Source organism: Bifidobacterium thermophilum, assembly GCF_002846655.1.
Taxonomy (GTDB): domain Bacteria; phylum Actinomycetota; class Actinomycetes; order Actinomycetales; family Bifidobacteriaceae; genus Bifidobacterium; species Bifidobacterium thermophilum.
On the sequence record NZ_PCGX01000001.1, the window covers coordinates 93,909 to 112,976 of the forward strand.

Sequence of the window (19,068 nt, forward strand, 5' to 3'; positions counted from 1 at the left end):
TCGCTAGAAGCTCAACACTTCCACCAGGCCGGTATCCATGCAGTAGCGTGCTCCGACAAGCATCAGGCGCTCATCCGCCAGGGCTTGCTGGATCAGCTGCGAACGATCGACCAGTTCCTCGATGGTATGGGCGATATGCACGCGTTCGATATCCTCGTGATTGCGCAATTGCGCTTCATATGCTTGGAGGACGGACGGGCCGACTGACCGCACAATCGGGGAAGTCGCTTCGGCGACCAGATGTTCCAAGGATTCTTCCAGTTGATCTTGCACGCTTTCTGCGGCCTGCGCATCACCCATCGCTTCGATGTCATCGATGACGGAAGCCAGTGATTGCGCAGTTTCAGACGAATCATCGCCGTGCCTCACGCGCGACGCCAACACGCCAAGCTGCTGCTCCGCGGCTTGGATCGCGCCGCAATGCTGGTGGCCGAGAATGACCAGCAGACTGACATGCAGCTTGTCCACGGCGTATTCCAGCGATGCGAGCACGCTGTCGTCAATGATTTGCCCTGCGGTGCGGACAGTGAACATGTCGCCGAGACCGGCATCGAAGATGATTTCCGGCGGCACCCGGGAATCCGAGCAAGACAGTACGGCCGCGTCGGGGCGTTGAGAATCGATGAGGGATTCGCGGGTTTCACGGTCCTGCCAGGCGTGTGTCATCTTGCCTTGGGCGAAACGCCGGTTGCCGGCCAGCAGACGGCTCCACGTGGAGGTTGCGGTCGGTTCGTGTTGGGGGTCGTCATTGAATGTCTGGTCTGCCATGTGGCCTCCTGCCTGTGATGTGCGTTGCCATCGTATCGCAGATTCGACGATGCCGTGGCTGAGCGGATTCTATGCGCCCAACCCATATGCATCCGGTGGGATGACGGCAACCGCCCAACCGGCAATCTCGCCAACCGGTTACGGTAGCGTGACTCCTGCCATCATCGGCTTGAAAAGACGACAGTATCGCTGTGCGGCGCATGGATGTCAAGCACGACACAGTGTGATGATTGCCACAGCAGAAATCCGAGTTTTTCCATCGGTCATGGTCTAGCATGGGAGCCACGCGGGGCCGGAACCTCCGGGCCCGTACACAGGCGGGCCGTGCGCAAAGCCCGTCAGCATCGAACAACGAGACGACGAGGTGCACCATGACACTACTGCAACATGAACTGACCGACTTCACTGTCCAGGCGTTCCAGAACAACGATTTCCACGAAGTGACCAAGGCTGACGTGCTCGGCCACTGGTCCCTGTTCTTCTTCTATCCGGCTGATTTCACCTTCGTCTGCCCGACCGAGCTTGAAGACCTCGCGGACCACTACGAAGAGTTCAAGAAGATCGGCTGCGAAATCTACTCCGTCTCCCACGACACGCACTTCGTGCACAAGGCGTGGCATGACGCGAACGAGAAAATCGCAAAAATCCAATATCCGATGCTCGCCGACCCGACCGCACTGCTCGCCCGCGACCTCGACACCTACAATGAGGAGCTGGGCCAGGCCGAACGCGGCGACTTCATCATCAACCCGGAAGGCAAGGTCGTGGCCTACGAGGTGATTTCCTCCAACGTGGGCCGCAACGCCGAAGAGCTGCTGCGCCGCGTGCAGGCATCCCAGTTCGTCTACGAGCACGGCGATCAGGTGTGCCCCGCCAAGTGGGAGCCGGGCGAGGACACCATCGCGCCGTCGCTTGACCTTGTCGGCCAGCTGTGACGGCCAGCTGATCAGCTGAAATTCCTTACTCCGGGTGCCGTTGCCGGTCGCACTATCGCAACCAGTCAGGTTTGTGGCTGCGCCAGGCGGCGGCACCCGTCATATGAACCCGTAATCGGTACGATACGAGGAGCTGACAATGCAACAGCAAGATGATTTGTATGATGTCGTGGTCATCGGCGGCGGTCCTGCCGGTCTGACCGCAGGCCTGTATTTGGCGCGTGCGCGATATCGCGTCCTGATACTGGAAAAGGCGGATTTCGGCGGGCAGATCACCATCACATCCGAAGTGGTGAACTATCCGGGTGTCGAACGCACTGACGGACGAAAACTCACGGCGACCATGCGCAAGCAGGCGCAGAATTTCGGAGCAGAATTCAAAATCGCCGAAGCAACAGGGTTGGACGTAGACGGTGACATCAAAGTCGTCCACACCAATCGTGGGGATATCCGCTGCTTCGGCATCCTCATCGCGACCGGCGCTTCACCGCGCAAAATCGGTTTTACCGGCGAACAGGAGTACGCGGGTCGCGGTGTGGCGTATTGTGCCACGTGCGACGGTGAATTCTTCAATGGTCGTGAGGTCATCGTGGTCGGTGGCGGGTTCGCGGCGGCAGAAGAATCCGTATTCCTGACAAAATACGCCAGCAAAGTCACCATCCTCGTGCGTGAAGGCGATTTCACCTGTGACGCGGCTGTCGCAGCCGAAGCCAAGAACCACCCCAAGATCGAAGTGCGGTACCATACGCAGCTCGAGGGGGTCGCCGCCGGTTCTGGCGGGCTGACCGAGGCGACGCTGCGCGATACGCAAACCGGCGAGACAACCGTATGGAAGCCTGCGGATGGTGGAACATTCGGCGTGTTCGTGTTCGCCGGCTATGTGCCGCAGACTGAGCTGGTTCGCGGTGTTGTGGAGCTTGATGATCACGGATATGTGGTCACGCACGATTACTTGGAGACCTCGGTTCCTGGCGTGTACGCGGCGGGCGATCTGCGGGTCAAGAACTTGCGCCAAGTGGTCACGGCGACTGCCGATGGCGCGATCGCCGCGGTCGAGCTGGAACGGTATGCGAAGCAACTGAGCGAGAAGACCGGACTGGTGCCGCCGCGCCCGACGACATCCGCATACGAGCAGCAGGAAGAGAAAGCCGCGAAAGCCGCCAGCGCGTCGGGCACATCCCCGGCTCCGGCGCCACAGCGCTCTGGCAGTGCCTCTTCCGTGTCGGGCGCCGGTAATCATGCGTTCTTCGACGATGCGATCCGCCAACAGCTTGCGGTCGTATTCTCCCGGATGGCACGTCCGCTGGTGTTGAAGCTTGAGCTTGATGATTCGCCGCTGTCCAAGGAATTGCAGGCGTTCATCAGTGAGATGACCACGCTGAGCGACGGCAAGTTGAGCACGGTGGTTGATACGGCTCCGGCGACCGGCGGCGATGTCTCGCTAGATGATCCGCTGCCGGATGCGCGGCCGAACGTGCGGTTGTGCACGGTCGGAGCGAACGGCGAGCCGCAGGAAACCGGTATCGCCTTCCATGGTGTTCCAAGCGGGCATGAGTTCAACTCCTTTGTACTCGCCCTGTACAATGTGGCTGGTCCCGGGCAGGCGCTTGATCATGACACCGCTGAGCGGATTGCTTCCATCAGCAAGCCGGTCGATGTCATGCTGCTCGTCTCCCTCACGTGCACAATGTGTCCGGAAACCGTGCTCGCGACCCAGCGCATCGCCGCGGCGAACCCGAAGGTGCGGGCGGAAGCTTACGATATAGCGCACTTCCCTGAGCTCAAAGACAAGTTCAACGTGATGAGCGTGCCGTGCATGGTCATCACCCGGCCCGGTGCTGATGCCGCGTCCGAAGCGCAGCAGACCATCGAATTCGGCAAGAAATCGGTGCCGCAGATGCTTGATCTGCTGGGAGCCTGATTTCTTTCGTGCAGCTGTTGGATCGGCATCGCACCCATCTGAGAATCACGCCCGTCGTGTGGGTATCATCCCATACGACGGGCGCTTGCTTTTTCGGCAGTTGCTGATGGGGGCGGGAGCGCGGGAGTTTTGGATGGATTTGTGGGGCGGTGGGGATCTCCCGGGAGTTTTGGGCGGACTCGTGGGGCGGTGGTGATCTCCCGGGAGTTTGGCTGTGATGGCCGGGTTCGGCGATATTGTGCCAAGGAAATCGTTGATATACCAATGCGACTCGAATCGGCCCGATGGGAGATTATGGCCTGAATCGCGCATGTTGCGAGAAGTCCCGCGCAAATGCGGGAGAACGCGCTGCCATCGGTGGATATCATGCAACCTCCCGGAGGATAGGGTGGACAGGCGTCGGGCGAGAATCGAATCCTCATACCCGCAAACTCCCGGTAGGGTCAGATCAGCTCGGATGGGGCGGGGATGTGGGAGTTCTGGGTGATTTGTGGGGGATTTCCGGGGAGTTTTGGGCGGACTCGTGGGGCGGTGGTGATCTCCCGGCAGGCGGGCTGGACGATGACATTCCCGAGTAGTCAAATGCTGATGAGTGAAGTCATATCGTCATGACATGTGATGAGTTGAGTATGTCATCGTATGCTGAGCGGACCACGTTCGCAGTATCGTCTTCGAATCGTTGCGGTATCTGACAGGTTGTGTGTCATCGCATGCGCGGTGAGGCGGATTGTGCGCTCGGAGACCGAATCAGCGGGATAACTTGCGGGTTGTGTATGTCTGGACATACGCAACGTGCGCTTCCGGTTCATTGTTACCGGATCGCCAAGGTATCTGACGGGTTGCGTATGCAGGTGCATGCGCAACGTGACTATTCGTGGCCAACGTCACTTGATAGTCAAGGCATGTGACGGATCGCGTATGTCGTCAGATACGCAGCGGGTGGTTTCCCGGTCGTCGTTGCCGAAGCGTCAGGGAAACTGGCATGTTGTGTATGTCGTCAGATACGCGGCGCAACATTTCCTGATGATTCATTCGAATCGTCATGGGCTTTGATGAGTTGTGTATGCCGGCGCAGACAAGTCGCGCAGAGGTGTCTCACAAGTCACCCCAAAACGCGGGAAGACCCCGCACCCATAGGATACGAGGCCTTCCGCGTTTGCACTGGTCGGAAATCGGAATCAGCCCGTGTTCTGCAGGCCTGCAGCGACACCCGAAACGGTGCACAGGATAAGGTAGATGAACTCCGCCTGTTGGCTTTGGCTGAGTTCTTCCTTGTCCACCTTGCGACGCAGCGAACGCAGCGCCAGCACCTGGGTGACGGAGAGCGCGTCCACATACGGGGAACGCACCCTGATGGCCTGGCCGAGCACATGACGGTGCTGCAGCGGCCAAGCGTCGCCGACAATGCGCAGCACCCACTTGCGGGTCAGACGCATCTCGTCGAGCACCTTGTCGCGCAGGTCGTCGCGATCGCCGAGAGCCAGATACATCTTTGCGATGCGCTCATCGGTCTTCGCGATCGACATCTCGATGTTGTCGATGAACGTGGAGAACAGCGGCCACTCCTCATACGCCTTGCGCAGCGTATCCAGGTCGCCGAACTTCTCGCACGCCGTGCCCAGACCGTACCATGCAGCCAGGTTGATGCGCGCCTGAGACCAGGCGAACACCCACGGGATGGTACGCAGATCGTCGAGCGACTTGGCGCCCAGACCGCGCTTGGCAGGACGGGAGCCGATCGGCAGCAGACCCACCTCGGCAAGCGGGGTGACGGTCGAGAACCATTCGGCGAAGTCCGGTGTATGCAGCAGATCCAGGAAGCGCTCGTGCGATGCCTTGTTGAGTGCGTCGGCCATCGGCTTGTACTTCGCGGTCATCTCCGTGTTGATCTTGTCGATGCTCGGAGCGGACTGCAACAGCGTTGCCGCGGCGACGGACTCGATGTGGCGCAGGCCGAGCACCGGGTTGCCGTAGCGGGCGAAGATGACCTCGCCCTGCTCGGTGAGCTTGAACCGGCAGTTGACTGAGCCGGCAGGCTGCGCGAGCACCGCACGGTTGGCCGGGCCACCGCCGCGGCCGACAGCGCCGCCACGACCGTGGAACAGCGTCAGATCGATGTCGTGTTCCTTGGCCCACTTGGCGATACGGCCTTCGGTGTCATGTAGCGCGAGGATGGAGGTGGTCGGGCCGGCGTCCTTGGAGGAATCCGAGTAGCCGAGCATGACTTCCATCTTGCCGCCGGTAGCCTTCAGACGGGCCTGTACCTCCGGGATCTTGATGATCTCGTCGAGCACATCCACCGAGTTCTCGAGATCCTCAAGCTGTTCGAACAGCGGGATTACATCGATGGTCGGCACGTCCTCCGGATGGGCGAAGGCGAGACGGTTGAGCTCGTACACATCACGCACGTTCTGCGCGGACTTCGTGAAGGAGATGATGTAGCGGCGTGCGGCCTTGATGCCGTTGCGCTTCTGGATGGAACCCAGTGCGCGGAAGGTGTCGAGCACCTCGTGCGTCATCGGCTGCAGCTCGCCACGCTCGCCATGCAGACCGTGTTCGCGGATGTCCTCGAGCGCGCGGGAATGCACGACGGAATGCTGACGGAACTCCATCTCCACCATGTGGAAGCCGAAGGTTTCGGCCTGCCAAATGAGATCCTGCAACGGGCCGTAGGCTGCGCGCGGATCGCCGGCTGCTGCGAGCGAACGCTGCACAATCTTCAAATCCGCGATGAAATCATCGCAGGACTTGTACATGAGATCGGCGTCGCGCTCGATGGTGTAGTGCAGACGATCGGCCATCACCAGCATGACGGCGCGATGCATTTCCTTGGTGGAAATCAGCGCGGCCTTGGACGTGAGCCGTTCGCTCATTTCCTTCTGGTGGTTCCACAGGTTCTTCAGCTCGGCGCTGGGCGGCGTGGTGCCGGATTCCATGGTGAGGTTACGGCCGACGGTGCGGCAGGCCTCTTCAAGAGCGGCAATTACATGGTCGCTGAACTTGCGTGCGACCTGGCGGCTGACCTTCGCGGTGACGTTCGGGTTGCCATCACGGTCGGAGCCGATCCAGCTGCCCGGATGGAAGAACGCGGGGCATACCGGCGGGACGAGACCCGCCTTGTCGCCGAGGATCCAATCGTCGAAACGACGGTAGACGAGCGGAATCGTGTGGAACAGCGTGTTGTCGAAGATATCGAGGATGGTGTCGGCCTCTTCAACAGGCGTCGGCTTCTTCAGGGCAATCGGCGAGGTGCGGAACAGCGCGTCGATCTCGTTGTACAGACGACGGTAGCTTTCCTTCTTGTCGGAGCCGCCGAGCATCTTGCTGCTTTCCAGCAGCTGGGCGATGCGGCGGATCTTGCCTTCGACGGCCTTGCGGCGTGCCTCGGTCGGATGCGCGGTGAACACGGGGTGGAACTCGAGTTTGTTGAGCAGTTCCTTCGCCTTCGCCGGGCCCATTTCAACAATGAGCTTGTGATAGGCGTTGGTCATCTCATTGACCGGGTCGACCGCCTCGTCATCGCTGACTGCCGCTTCGCGCTGATGCAGCACGGATACGCGGTAGTTTTCTTCGCACAGGTTCGCCAGATGGAAGTAGGTGGTGAACGCGCGTGCGAGCAGCTGCGCATCATGCAGATTCATCGCGTCGATGGTTTCGACCGCCTTGTCCAGCTCGCGCTGCCCCTCACTCGGGTCGGTGTGAACACTGGTGAAATGCTCGGCGCTGGCGTCGGCCACATATTGGCGGACGGTATCGAATGTCTCGAGCAGTTTGGGATCGAATTCGCCAAGCACTTCGCGCACGATCTGCAGACACAAATCCATGTCGTGCTTCAGCGAATCAGGGAGAGCACGCTCTTCCGGGCCTTTGGTGCCCGTGCCGGACGTCACGATACCGGCGTCGGCTGGCGTGATTTGCTGATTTTCTGTTGTCATTGAACCTCCTTTTCCAAACCTTCGGTTGTTCGGTCTGCCGGTCTTCCGTGGCTCCTCCACGGTTGTGGTGCCGGCCGTTGCGAACCCAAAGCCGTCGGTTCAGCGGTTGCAGTGGCATTATACGGTCATGTTTTCGACGGGCGTGTAACATGTCCGAAATCTGCCCGCAGATTGACCGAATGGTGGACAGGATGGTGAACTGGCGATTTTCCGGTCATTCTGCCGACGCCGCGGACCGCACGGGGTACGGCTTGCGATAGTAATGGAACCGTGACTTCACAGCATCCTTCACAGCATCCTTCACAACAAGAACATCAGGGAACCGGACTGCGGGACAACGCGCAGACAGGCGGCGTCGAAAACGCCGCGGCTGCGGTGAGGAAATACCATACGCATTCCATTCCGCTCGACATGGAGGATATCGAGCGTGACTGGGACAAGCCGATCACCGAGGCTGGAATCGCGGCGAAAGCCAGTGTGATTGTGCGCGTCGGCATGCTGGATTTGGGGGCGGGCACCGGCAGCTTCCGTGTGCGCGAAATGATGCACCGCATCGCGTACCCGTTGGGTGTGCATGTGCGCGCCGACGTGAATCTGACCGATATCGAAGCGGCCTGCACGGACGGCCACGACCGGATCACCGAAGTGGTGGACCTGCCTACCACCGGTGTCAATACCGAGCGGATCTGGCTACTCGAGCATTTCGCTGACTGGTTTAACGTCAATCTCGGCACCGGATCGATGTATCACAGCCGCACCGAAGTGTCCGAAGGCTTGATGCAGCATCTCGATCAGCGTGATGCCTCCCAGGTGTCCGCCGACCTGTCCAAGCAGCTGCGCAAAGAACGTAAGGAAATCAAGGAAAACAAGGGCAGTGAGGCCCAGCGTGAACTGTGGGATCAGGCGGCCGAAGCCGATGACGACCCGGTGCTCGACGCGCTCGAACACGCCGAGCAGGTCCGTCCTGGCACCCAGGACGCCCAGACGGCGACGCCGCTGGATATGCGGGGTATCAATCGTGCGGAACGTGAACAGGGCGGTCAGGCGGGACGCAAGGCCGAATACCGCGCCGAACGCGGACAGAACGCGCAGTCCCGCGGTGAGCGTTGCGATGATGCCCGGGAGCGCCGAATTGCGCGGCGGTTCGAACGCACCCAGCGCCCCCCGAAAGGCGAGTACGCAAGTCATTTCGACCATGTCGGCCAACGTTCCGGGCATCGGCGCGGAGTCACTGTACGACAGGCGCATGAACGGCTCGACATGATCGAACATCGCAAACCCTTGTATTCCCCGGCGTTTGCTGGTCTCGCCTCGGCGTGCGCATGCGCGGCCTTCGTGTTCCTGCTTGGCGGCGGCCCGTATGACATGATCGGGGCCTTCGTCGGCGCGGGGCTTGGCCATTGGCTTCGTCGGCGGATGTTCGTCCACCATCTCAACCAGTTCTTCGTGACCTTCATATGCGTGAGCGTGGCGGCGCTGGCCTGCACAGGTATGCTGCGTCTGATCGGCTTGTTCGACCCCGTCGCCTTGCAGCATGACACTGCGTATATCGGGGCGATGCTGTTCGTCATCCCTGGCTTCCCGATGATTACGGGCGGGCTGGATATGGCGAAGATCGACTTCCCGTCAGGCATCCAACGAGTGACATACGTGCTGTGCATCGTGCTGATCGCCACACTCGCCGGCTGGATGGTCGCCTCGATTGTGCATCTCAACCCGCAGGGATTTGAGCCTTTGGGACTCAGCCCGGTAGTCAACTGCTTGCTGCGCATGGTGTTCGCGTTCATTGGCGTGTGGGGCTTCTCCGTGATGTTCAACTCGCCGCAGCGCATGTGCCTAGTCGCAGCCGTGATCGGCATGATCACCGATACACTGCGTCTGGAAATCGTGGATATGGGTGTGCCGGCCGAAGCCGGTGCGTTCATCGGCGCTCTGCTTGCCGGGCTGCTCGCCTCCGCGTGGCGGTCGTCGGTCCGGCGCGGATTGCTGCCGCCGCACTTGGGGTATCCGCGCATCTGTTTGACTGTGCCGTCCATTGTGATCATGGTGCCCGGCATGTATATGTATCGTGCGATGTTCTACCTTGGGGCTTTCGACACGTTGCACGCGTTGGACTGGGCGTTCCGTGCGTTCATGGTGATTATCTGCCTGCCGATCGGGCTGGTGATGGCTCGCGTACTCACTGACAAGAGCTGGCGGTACGACGTGTGAGGCGTGTTCGCGTTGAGCTCTCAGTCTTGCGATGCTGTGATTTTGATCTCGTGATTTCGATGTCGTGATTTCTCGGACACGACGCCCCGAAAACGGAGATATCGGGAAGAATCTCTCAATATCTCGCACGTTTTGCCTTTGGACGCGAGTTTTTCAGATGTCGGCATTGGAAGTCGGCAATAGGCCGCGGGCGAGCGGCGTGCGGGTGGGCAATGGGGAAACGCGGCCGATAAGGACAATCTCCCACATCCGAAAAAGAAACCCCGGTGGGGGATGCCACCGGGGAGGAGAGAAAGGAGAGAGAAGAAGAAAAAGGGGTTGAATTATCGGGAACTGGTGTTCCTGATCAGCTGTTTGCTGACATGTTCTATGAGAACTCACGATGCTGTGGGCAACTCGATGTTTTCCTGAAAGTATGCTGCCAAGACTGTGCTGAAGTCGTGATAGCGCGTGAGCGGATCCGGCAACCGATGGCCGCGCCGCCGCGTACACTGGCATACAGTGAATCCGCGGCCGCGCCCGCAAGCCGGCGGCCGCGATGAGAGCATTGTAATTGCCAAGGAGAATCTTATGCTGCTGTCCGACCGTGACATCCTCGCCGCACAGGCCGACGGTCATATCTCGCTCGACCCGTGGACGCCCGAGATGGTGCAGCCCGCTTCTATCGACGTGCGTCTGGACCGTTTCTTCCGCCTGTTCAACAATCACGCATACACCTACGTAGATCCGGCGGAAAACCAAGGGGCGCTGACCGAACAGTTCGAAGTCCAGCCTGATGAGCCATGGATTCTTCACCCAGGCGAGTTTGCGCTCGCCTCCACTTGGGAGTACGTGAAGCTTGACCCGACCATCGCAGCCCGTTTGGAAGGGAAAAGCTCACTGGGCCGTCTGGGCATCCTGACCCATTCCACGGCCGGCTTCATCGACCCCGGCTTTGAAGGGCATATCACGCTTGAACTGTCGAACGTGAGCACGCTTCCGGTCAAACTGTGGCCGGGCATGAAAATCGGCCAGATGTGCTTCTTCCAGCTGAGCTCCCCCGCCGAACACCCATACGGGTCGAAGGGTACCGGCTCGCATTATCAAGGACAGCGCGGGCCGACTCCGTCGCGTTCGTATATCAACTTCTACCGCGCGAAAGTCGACGACTGAGCCCCGGCAGTCCCCGCATCCCTCACGTGCCGCTGGTATTCCGACGGCACGTTTGCGTGTCTGCGGTTTGACCGTCTGCGGTTTGCAAGCCGGCAGCCAGCTGATTTCGATGACTGAGCCGCCTGTAATCGCTTGCAGATGCTTGAAGCCGTTCGGAACCGCCCGCACGCGTGTCATCATGCGCCCCGCCGCCCGTGCCTTGCCGTCACATGACTTGTCATCCCGTGACATATCGGCAATGCGTGCGAAACGAGATTCGCCTACTACGGAAAGGGTATTCGGATTCCCTAATGTCTGGAATTCCGGGACCCCGCCACAAGCCACACCCAAGGAGAGTTTGGAATGACCTACGATTTCACGTCGCTGATGGAACGGCACGGCAAGGACGCGCTCGCCGTCGATGGTCTGGGTTCCCAGCCGGGATTCGCTCCGGATCCGCCAAAACCCGGCTTCGACGTGATCCCCATGTGGATCGCCGACATGAACTTCCCCACGGTTCCCACCATTGCGCAGGCGATTATCAAGCGCGCGAAGCATCCGGCTTTCGGATATTTCCAGATGAGCGACGAGTATTTCGATGCGATCGCCGGATGGCAGCGCGACCGCAACGGCGTCAGCGACATTCCGCGGGAGGCGATCGGCTATGAGAACGGCGTGCTCGGCGGATTGATGTCCGCCGTCGCGGCGTTTGCGGCTCCCGGAGACAAGATTCTGCTGCACAGCCCCACTTATGTGGGATTCACCATGGCACTTGAGAACGCGGGATACGCCATTGAGCACAGTCCTCTCAAGCTTGACGAGCACGGTGTGTGGCGCATGGATTTCGACGATATGGACCGTCGTCTCAAAGAGCATCACATCCATGTGGCGGTATTTTGCAGCCCACACAATCCTTGCGGTCGCGTATGGGAGCGGTGGGAAATCGAAGAAGCGATGGAAGTGTTCCGCCGCAACGATTGTGTGGTTGTCTCCGATGAAATCTGGTCGGATATCTTGCTTGACGGGCACCGGCACATCCCCACGCAAACGGTGAGCGAGGATGCGAAGCGTCGGACGGTCGCCTTGTACGCGCCGTGCAAGACCTTCAACGTGTCCGGCTTGGTCGGCGCGTATCACATCATCTACGACAGCTATCTGCGCGACCGGGTTGAGGCGCAGGCGTCAAAGTCCCATTACAACGAGGCCAATGTGCTCGCCATGCACACGCTGGTCGGCGCCTATACGCAGGAAGGCCGCCAGTGGCTTGACGAGCTGCTTGCCGTGTTGTCGCGCAACGTGGGGCTCATGTACGATTACCTCTCGTCGGTGGATGGCGTGGAACTCGCCCGGCCGGAAGGTACGTACATGCTGTATCTGGACTGCTCACACTGGTGTCGGGAGCACGGCGTGACCATCGGGGAGCTTGAGAAGCGCGGCTGGGATGTGGGCGTCGCCTGGCAGGACGGTGTGATGTTCGGCATGCCGGACTCCATCCGCATGAACGTGGCGCTGCCGGAAAGCCGTGTGTGTGAAGCGATCCGCAGACTGCAAGAATACGTGTTCTGAGTGGCTGCGGTCTGAGTGCTTGCGGTCCGGGTGTTTGCGGATTGAAATCCTGGTGTGGGTGAGTTCCTGGCATGGCTGTGAAATTTCTGATGCTGGTGAGTTCCGGGCGCAGCTGAAATCCCGGGGTGCGGGGCAGTTGAGCGTCGTTTCACTGCCGGCCCGCCGCTCGCTGTGCTTGTTGTGCTCGCCGTGTTCGCTGTCGGCGGTGGTTGTGTCGGTATTACGGCGGCTAGCATGGAAGACATGGCAGATGTGAAGATGATGGGCCCGAACGAGTTGCGCGAATACGCGAAACGTGGCCAACGCGAGCATGATGAGGTGAACAAGGAGCTGGAACGTCGTTGGCATTCATACGACGGCTTCCTGCCGGACATGCCCTTCAAGTCGATTCTCGACAGCAGCGACGACGGCGAGTGAGCGGCGGCGGGCTGGTATCTGGTCGTGGTGCGATTACCGTGCCGCATAGCAGACGGGTGCCGCAGCAGTGTGCCACGTCAGTGATTCAGCTCGTCCGCATCCGCATAGAACGCGAGAATCCGCTCAAGATAAGGCCCAAGGATTTCGTTCGGCATGCTGAAGATTTCGTGCAGCGCGCTGGGGACGCGCACGAGTTTCGCGTTCCCCCCGGCGTTGAGTACCCAGTGGATGAAACGGTTCTGCGCCTCATTGAGCACCCATTGGTCCCGCTCCGCTTGGAACAGGAGCAGTGGGGTGTCGATATTCTCGCATGCCCGCGGCTTCTGCACCGCGTGTGACAGCTTGAGTGACTGCCGCACCCATTCGAAGGTCGCCGCATACGTCTGATTGTGTACATCGTCGATGCGTTGCTGCTGATACCAGCGTACTCGCGCCTCGCATGCCCCTTGATGGTCGCTCATATCGAGTTCAGGCGTGAACTCGCTCTGTCCGAACACGATATGCTTGCCTAATCCGCAGACGCACATCAGGCTTGAGAGCAGATACGCGATCCAATTCGGCATTCCCGTCTGCGGGGCGATCATCGGGCTGGACAGCACAGCCCGGTCAAAGGTGTCGGGATATGTTTCCAGCAGTGCGGCGCCAATGCCGCCACCCATCGAATGACTGTACAGAAACAGCGGCCGTCCGCCCGCGTATTCCCTGCCCACGTCGAAGGCGAATTTGTTGAGATCGGCGACGTATCGATGCCAATCATCAATCCACACCAGGGATGGATTGTCGATATCGCGTACGGAACGGCCGTGTCCGCGGTGTTCCAGGAAACACACGGAATATCCGGCGAGCATGAAATACCAGATCATTTCGCTGTATTTCGTCGCGAATTCAGTGAAACCGTGTGATATGACGATCGCGCCGTTGAACATTGCCGTAGCGCCTTCGACATTGAGTTTGTCGAATTCCCTGGCGTCATAGCACACGTAATGCAGTTTGCCTTCCGTTGCCGGCTCGCCGAGCCCGGGCGCCTGCGCGGGGTCCATCCATCCCTCGGTGCTGCATTGCTTGAGCGCGGGCATGACCACAGTGTCCATCTGCGCTTGGTAATGGCTTTCGTCGATCAGCGGAATCGTCATGACATCTACTGTAGTCGAAACGGATTATCTGGGTATTGGTCATCTGTGGGGCGAATGGCCAATACCCAGGCGTTATTCAGCTGCCATAACGCTTCACCGCGACAACGCGGTATGGCGATGCCGCGAGTTGCTTGATTCATGCCCTCGGCGTCATGCCTAAAGCCTGGATCAGGAAATCGCGTTGCAGGATCAGCAGATTGCGTGCGACGGTCGGGTCGTTGGTCATATGGGTGATGCCGGTGAGCGGCAGGAAGGTGTGTGGCTTTCCGGCCGCCATGAGTGCCTGCGATAGGCGCAGAGAGTTGGCGATGCTCACGTTGTCGTCCGCGAACCCGTGGATCAGCATGAGCGGACGGCTCAGCCCGGGCGCGTCCTCGATGATGCTGTTGGACCGGTAGGTTTCCGGGTCGAGGCCGAGATACCGTTCGGTGTAATGCGTGTCGTACAGGGTCCAGTCGGTGGGCGGGGCGCCGGCGCACGCGGCCTGCACGGTTTGTGGCGCGTCAAGCACGGCGAGCGCGGACAGGAATCCGCCATATGACCAGCCGATCATCGCGACGCGGTCGGTGTCCGCTTCTGGGGCCGCCTCCTGCAAGGCGTGTACAGCTTCGACTTGATCGGCGAGCGTGACGCGCTTCATATCGTGGAAGATTTCGCGATCCCATCGCGGTCCGCGGCCGGTGGTGCCGCGCCCGTCGGCGGTGACGACCAGGAACCCCTGATCCGCCCACCATTGCGCATCCCAGTATGCTGCTTGGCTGAGAGTGACTTCCTGATGGCCCGGGCCACCGTACGGTTTGAGTAGGACGGGCAGTCGTTGTGCGCCTGCGTACGGGCTGTCGATGCTCGGCCGGGTGATGGCGGTATACAGCCGGTGCTCGCCCAATCTGACGAACCGTGTATTCGGCGTGAATCCGGGTGTTTGAGCATGATTGGCGATGTCGGCGCGCAGATGGTTGTCAAGTGCGGGGAACCGGTCCGCGGTCGTGGGGTCGCCGTCGGCGTCGAGCGCGAAAAGATGGACCATCTGTGATTTCGCATGATCCATATCCCTACCGGACACGACGATTCCGCGTCCTGTGCGCGATGCGGTCCATACGCCTGGCGACATGGTGACCGGCGTGATCGAGCCATCATAGCCGAATCGCACTACGTCGAAGCTGCGGGCGTCGTGCTCGTCCGCCTGGTCGGCCCATGCGTCCGGAACGTCGGTGGCCTGCGGATTATCGGTTGTACGTTGCACGACGGCAAGCACGTCGGTGTCGCCGACGTGCAGAACCGTGCGCACCTGCCAGCCGACCGGGGTGAACGCCTTGCCGTCGACAGTGAGACGGTTGGTGTCCGTATCCATGTCGTTAAACGCGCACACCAGGCGCCCATCCGGGGTGAATGCCGGCGTTCCGGCGACCAAATCGAGCCACTGGGGGTTCGTGTGTTCTTCGAGCACGGTGGTGGTGCCGTTGTGTTCGACTTGGAGCACTTGGTCGTGGTTCTGCAGCCGGTTCTGCACGAGCAGCAGCGGACGATGCCCTGCCGTCCACCGCACGACGGCGAGATACTCGTACGCCTGGCGGTCCCATGCGATGCGCCGGGCGTCCATGCCGCTGTACTGGCCGTGCCCGTCGAATTCAAGGTCAACCAGGGTGAGGAAGACGTCCGCGTTGCGGGTCAGAGCTTGTGGATAACGACGTGAGGTCGCGTTGCGGTCGGGGTTCGTGGGGTCGCTGATATACCAAGTCGGTTCCGCGGAGCTGTCGAAAGTTTCGAAGATGACGGCGTTGGAGTCGGGCGACCACCAGAATCCGTCATACCGGTTCATTTCCTCGCCGGCGGCGAATTCTGCGAGGCCGATGCTCCACGTGTGTTCCGCGTGGTCAGGGCCGTTGTGGACGCCCCAGATTGCGCGGATGCCGTCGTGAAGAGGTGTGATGGCGTTGGGGCTGTCGGGTGTGTTGGGCGCACCGGATTCGTTGGATTCGTTGGATTGCGGCCAATCCGCGATATCCACCATGACCAGATGCTCGCCGGTTGTGTACAGCACATGACGGCCGTCCGGGCTGATGCGGGGGTTGAGCACCGGCAGCAAGTCGTTCGGATCGGTGTCGTTTACGATGTCGAAGGCGTCATTCTCGTCAGCGCAGGTGTGATGGGCGTGCGTGTCATCGATGTGCGGGGTGTCGTCAGCGTCCGGTGTCGCAGACAGAGCATCTACTGCAAGCTGTCGTGTGCGCGCACCGCAGCCGTCATCGTCGATTTGCGTGAGGAACAGCTGACCGTTGATGGTGAAGACCACGCGGTCGCCTGCCGCATCGACCGAATACGACACGATGCCTTGCCCGCCTTCGCGTGCGCGTTCGCGACGGGCCCGTTCCGCGGCGGGAACCTCTTCGGCGTCGGCGTTGGGGAGCAATTCGCGCGGGTCGGCGAGCAGGATTTCCTCGTGCGTGCCGGCGGTGGTGTCGAATGTGCTCAGCCACAGAGATGTGACGCTGTCCTCCGGGCCGTCGGAGCGCAGGAACAACGCCCGGGAACCGTCCCCGATAACGGTTGCCGAACGCGGTGCCCCGCAGGTGAACCGCAGGGTGCGGGCTTTATGTTCCGGGAACTGTTCGATGGCGGATTGGATGGTTGCCGCGGCGGCAGATGTCGTCGCTGGTGTCGTGACCGCCGATGCAGTGATTGCTGACGTGTCTGCGGAAGGCCTGTCGTCGGCCGCCCGCTCCGGCTTGCCGCTGACGGAACCGATGGTATGCGTATGAAGTTCACTCATGCTTTCAGCCTACTCTGGTGCGGGCTTGCGAGGAAGGCACCGCGATTGAAGGCCGAGTGCAGTCTGTCGCTGTTGAGGACCGGTTCCGATTTCGTCCCGTGTTCTCCGATTTGGTCCATGGATTCGGGCCTGTTGACGGGTTGCGGGCTTGCGGTTTGATGACCGGCGCGGATGGATTGCTGATATTCCACGGTTTTGTGATGTGGCTGTTGTGGGTGGGGCCGTGAAGGTTGGTGCAATTGTGGACTGGATCGGTTTTGGAGTCTTGTTCTCTGATTTGGTCCATGATTTGGTGGATTCAGGCTGTGGGGCCAGCAATGGCTGATTGTTGTGATGTGGCCTGAACGTTGGAATTCCAAGGTTTTGCGGTGTTGCCATGGGTGGTGGCCGGGCGCGGTCCTGCTCCTGCTCGGACTGGTTCCGATTTCGGCGTGCGATTCCCGATTCAGCGCCGGGGTGTCCGGTTCCCTCAACAATTCCGCCCTTCCCCCTGATGGCCTAAAGAATCCTCTCGCAATCCCGGCCCCGCTCTCCGCCCCGCAAACGCAATGATCGAATATGCCGCCCTGGTAAGCCCAGTGAACTACTTTCATCTCTCCCACCTCAACCCAATCCATCTCTCCCAATCCACCTCTCCCACCCCGACCCCCACCTCACCTCACTTCAGCCCCGCCTCCCCGAACCTCACTCCTCCCACCTCAATCCAGCTCTTCCAATCCCCTCTCAACCCAACCCACCTTCTCAAACCCTGCCTCCCCCAACACCAAGCCCTCCAACTCAATTCAACCCACCTCCTCTCTCCTAACCCACCTCTCTCAACCCTCCCCAACCCCTACCCCCACCTCCCAGCCCCCACCTCGCCCGGTCCTTCCCACGAATCCCCGCGAACGCAATTCCCGTCCTCTTTCTGGGCGGCATCACCATCCGCGCACCGTTGAATGAAGAAATTGCAAGTATTGGCGTCTGATTTTGGTCGTGGTGGTGACACAGCGTAGGATGGACGAAGATATAGAAAGGGATCACTATGAGCGTTCTCGACCGTTTTGAAAAGAGCGTGGAAGGCGCCGTCAACGGTGTGTTTTCGAAGTTCGGGTCCAAGGACCTGCAGCCCGTCGACCTGTCAAGCGCCCTCGAGCGTGAGATCGACGCTGAAGCCATGCCGGTCGGCCGCGATCGCACGGTGGCCCCGAATGAGTACCGTTTTAAGCTGAGCACCCCTGATTTCGATCGGATTGAGCAGTGGGGCAGCGAGGCGCTTGCCAATGAGCTTGCGGATAATCTCACCCAGTACGCCAAGAGCCAGAATTACGCTTTTGTCGGTCCGGTTGTGGTGATTTTCGAAGAGGATCTTGACCTGAGCAAAGGCAACTTCAAGCTGAGTTCGGAATCCGTGCAAGGCAACGCAGTACCCGTCACAACCGACAACCAGTCGCAGGATAGCCCGATGCTCGAAATCAACGGCAGCCAGTATCTGCTGACCAAGCCGAAGACGGTAATCGGCCGTGGTTCCGGCTGCGACATAGTCATTGACGACCCGGGCATCTCCCGCAAGCATCTTGAAATCGACATCACCGATAACGGCGTGATCGCACGCGATCTCGGCTCGACGAACGGCACATTCGTCGAAGGGCATCAGATTCCCGCGGCCACGTTGCTTGACGGCAACACCATTACCATCGGCCGTACCCGCATCCTGTATTGGGCTTCGTCGCAGGATCAGGACTGACCCAGCCTGAGAGCGAGTTTCGTTATGCCCACCGAACTTACCTTCGCAATCCTCAAGTACGGGTATCTCATCCTGTTGTGGGTGTTTCTCTGGCTTGTCGTGCGTTCCTTGCGTCGTGACATCGAGACGTTCAGTCCCCACAAATCATTGTCGCGTCGTCGCCGTGATCGTAAAGCGCGCAAGGCGTCAAAGAGTCCCACACCCGCAGCGCCGTCTGCGGGCAGATCATCCGCGCCAACGCCGCGTCAATCCGCCCAACCGACCTTGCTGGTCGTCATCGACGGCCCGCTCGCCGGAAGTTCCGTTCCTCTGGGGAACGCACCGATTACCCTCGGCCGTGCGGCGTCCAATACCGTCGTGCTTGATGACGAATTCGTCTCCTCGCATCACGCCCGTGTCTATCTTGATCCCACAGCCGGCTCGTGGGTGATTGAGGATCTTGGCTCCACGAACGGTACGGTGGTCAATCAGCGCCGTATCAGCGCTCCGACGGTGTTGCCCGCTCGTGTCCCTGTCCGTATCGGCGCCACGACGTTCGAGCTGAGGTGATGCCTG

12 protein-coding genes are annotated in these 19,068 nt (G+C 60.3%); 8 read left to right on the forward strand and 4 right to left on the reverse strand.

The window, feature by feature from the left end; translation table 11 throughout:
• Positions 1–3 precede the first annotated feature (3 nt).
• Entirely contained in the window at positions 4–768 is a 765-nt protein-coding gene (locus CQR48_RS00340) for a carbonic anhydrase (RefSeq protein WP_101451579.1), read from the reverse strand.
• A gap of 371 nt (positions 769–1,139) precedes the next feature.
• Here CQR48_RS00340 and ahpC point away from each other — a divergent pair, with 371 nt between their 5' ends.
• Both ahpC and CQR48_RS00350 read left to right on the forward strand, forming a co-directional pair.
• Complete coding sequence (gene ahpC / locus CQR48_RS00345) at positions 1,140–1,703, forward strand: alkyl hydroperoxide reductase subunit C (RefSeq protein ID WP_026503028.1); 564 nt, start codon at positions 1,140–1,142, stop codon at positions 1,701–1,703.
• Positions 1,704–1,842: 139 nt separating this feature from the next.
• On the forward strand, positions 1,843–3,624 hold the full coding sequence (locus CQR48_RS00350; protein ID WP_101451580.1) for an FAD-dependent oxidoreductase: 1,782 nt from the start codon (positions 1,843–1,845) through the stop codon (positions 3,622–3,624).
• A gap of 1,178 nt (positions 3,625–4,802) precedes the next feature.
• On the opposite strand, the gene CQR48_RS00355 is transcribed toward CQR48_RS00350, so the two are convergent.
• Entirely contained in the window at positions 4,803–7,559 is a 2,757-nt protein-coding gene (locus CQR48_RS00355; protein ID WP_033492924.1) for a phosphoenolpyruvate carboxylase, read from the reverse strand.
• A 411-nt stretch (positions 7,560–7,970) separates the two neighbouring features.
• Here CQR48_RS00355 and CQR48_RS00360 point away from each other — a divergent pair, with 411 nt between their 5' ends.
• From CQR48_RS00360 to CQR48_RS00375, 4 genes are all read left to right on the forward strand, one after another.
• A complete protein-coding gene (locus CQR48_RS00360; protein ID WP_244898867.1) occupies positions 7,971–9,770 on the forward strand; it encodes a threonine/serine exporter family protein in 1,800 nt (599 codons plus the stop codon).
• Between the two features lie 570 nt (positions 9,771–10,340).
• Positions 10,341–10,922 (forward strand): dCTP deaminase, encoded by a 582-nt coding sequence (gene dcd, locus CQR48_RS00365; protein WP_015449560.1) that lies wholly within the window; start codon positions 10,341–10,343, stop codon positions 10,920–10,922.
• A gap of 342 nt (positions 10,923–11,264) precedes the next feature.
• The gene (locus CQR48_RS00370; RefSeq protein WP_101451581.1) at positions 11,265–12,467 is read left to right on the forward strand and encodes a MalY/PatB family protein; all 1,203 of its coding nucleotides are present in this window, start codon (positions 11,265–11,267) and stop codon (positions 12,465–12,467) included.
• Between the two features lie 243 nt (positions 12,468–12,710).
• Positions 12,711–12,884, forward strand: a complete 174-nt coding sequence (locus tag CQR48_RS00375; protein ID WP_015449562.1) for a hypothetical protein — start codon at positions 12,711–12,713, stop codon at positions 12,882–12,884.
• Between the two features lie 77 nt (positions 12,885–12,961).
• Here the strand turns inward: CQR48_RS00375 and CQR48_RS00380 are convergent, their stop codons facing one another.
• Positions 12,962–14,017: an alpha/beta fold hydrolase gene (locus CQR48_RS00380; RefSeq protein ID WP_101451582.1), complete on the reverse strand. Its 1,056-nt coding sequence runs from the start codon at positions 14,015–14,017 to the stop codon at positions 12,962–12,964.
• A gap of 136 nt (positions 14,018–14,153) precedes the next feature.
• The gene (locus CQR48_RS00385; protein WP_101451583.1) at positions 14,154–16,787 is read right to left on the reverse strand and encodes a S9 family peptidase; all 2,634 of its coding nucleotides are present in this window, start codon (positions 16,785–16,787) and stop codon (positions 14,154–14,156) included.
• A gap of 1,024 nt (positions 16,788–17,811) precedes the next feature.
• Here CQR48_RS00385 and CQR48_RS00390 point away from each other — a divergent pair.
• Together CQR48_RS00390 and CQR48_RS00395 are read left to right on the forward strand one after the other, a co-directional pair.
• Positions 17,812–18,513: an FHA domain-containing protein gene (locus tag CQR48_RS00390; protein WP_015449566.1), complete on the forward strand. Its 702-nt coding sequence runs from the start codon at positions 17,812–17,814 to the stop codon at positions 18,511–18,513.
• 24 nt (positions 18,514–18,537) lie between these two features.
• Positions 18,538–19,062: an FHA domain-containing protein FhaB/FipA gene (locus CQR48_RS00395; RefSeq protein WP_029576234.1), complete on the forward strand. Its 525-nt coding sequence runs from the start codon at positions 18,538–18,540 to the stop codon at positions 19,060–19,062.
• Positions 19,063–19,068 lie beyond the last annotated feature (6 nt).

What these genes read in the sequence shown, in the direction of transcription:
- CQR48_RS00390 (WP_015449566.1), top strand. Translation starts at nt 17,812, where the DNA reads ATGAGCGTTCTCGACCGTTTTGAAAAGAGCGTGGAAGGCGCCGTCAAC.
- CQR48_RS00375 (WP_015449562.1), top strand. Translation starts at nt 12,711, where the DNA reads ATGGCAGATGTGAAGATGATGGGCCCGAACGAGTTGCGCGAATACGCG.
- ahpC (WP_026503028.1), top strand. Translation starts at nt 1,140, where the DNA reads ATGACACTACTGCAACATGAACTGACCGACTTCACTGTCCAGGCGTTC.
- CQR48_RS00340 (WP_101451579.1), bottom strand. Translation starts at nt 768, where the DNA reads ATGGCAGACCAGACATTCAATGACGACCCCCAACACGAACCGACCGCA.
- CQR48_RS00360 (WP_244898867.1), top strand. Translation starts at nt 7,971, where the DNA reads ATGGAGGATATCGAGCGTGACTGGGACAAGCCGATCACCGAGGCTGGA.
- CQR48_RS00355 (WP_033492924.1), bottom strand. Translation starts at nt 7,559, where the DNA reads ATGACAACAGAAAATCAGCAAATCACGCCAGCCGACGCCGGTATCGTG.
- dcd (WP_015449560.1), top strand. Translation starts at nt 10,341, where the DNA reads ATGCTGCTGTCCGACCGTGACATCCTCGCCGCACAGGCCGACGGTCAT.
- CQR48_RS00395 (WP_029576234.1), top strand. Translation starts at nt 18,538, where the DNA reads ATGCCCACCGAACTTACCTTCGCAATCCTCAAGTACGGGTATCTCATC.
- CQR48_RS00380 (WP_101451582.1), bottom strand. Translation starts at nt 14,017, where the DNA reads ATGACGATTCCGCTGATCGACGAAAGCCATTACCAAGCGCAGATGGAC.
- CQR48_RS00350 (WP_101451580.1), top strand. Translation starts at nt 1,843, where the DNA reads ATGCAACAGCAAGATGATTTGTATGATGTCGTGGTCATCGGCGGCGGT.
- CQR48_RS00370 (WP_101451581.1), top strand. Translation starts at nt 11,265, where the DNA reads ATGACCTACGATTTCACGTCGCTGATGGAACGGCACGGCAAGGACGCG.
- CQR48_RS00385 (WP_101451583.1), bottom strand. Translation starts at nt 16,787, where the DNA reads ATGAGTGAACTTCATACGCATACCATCGGTTCCGTCAGCGGCAAGCCG.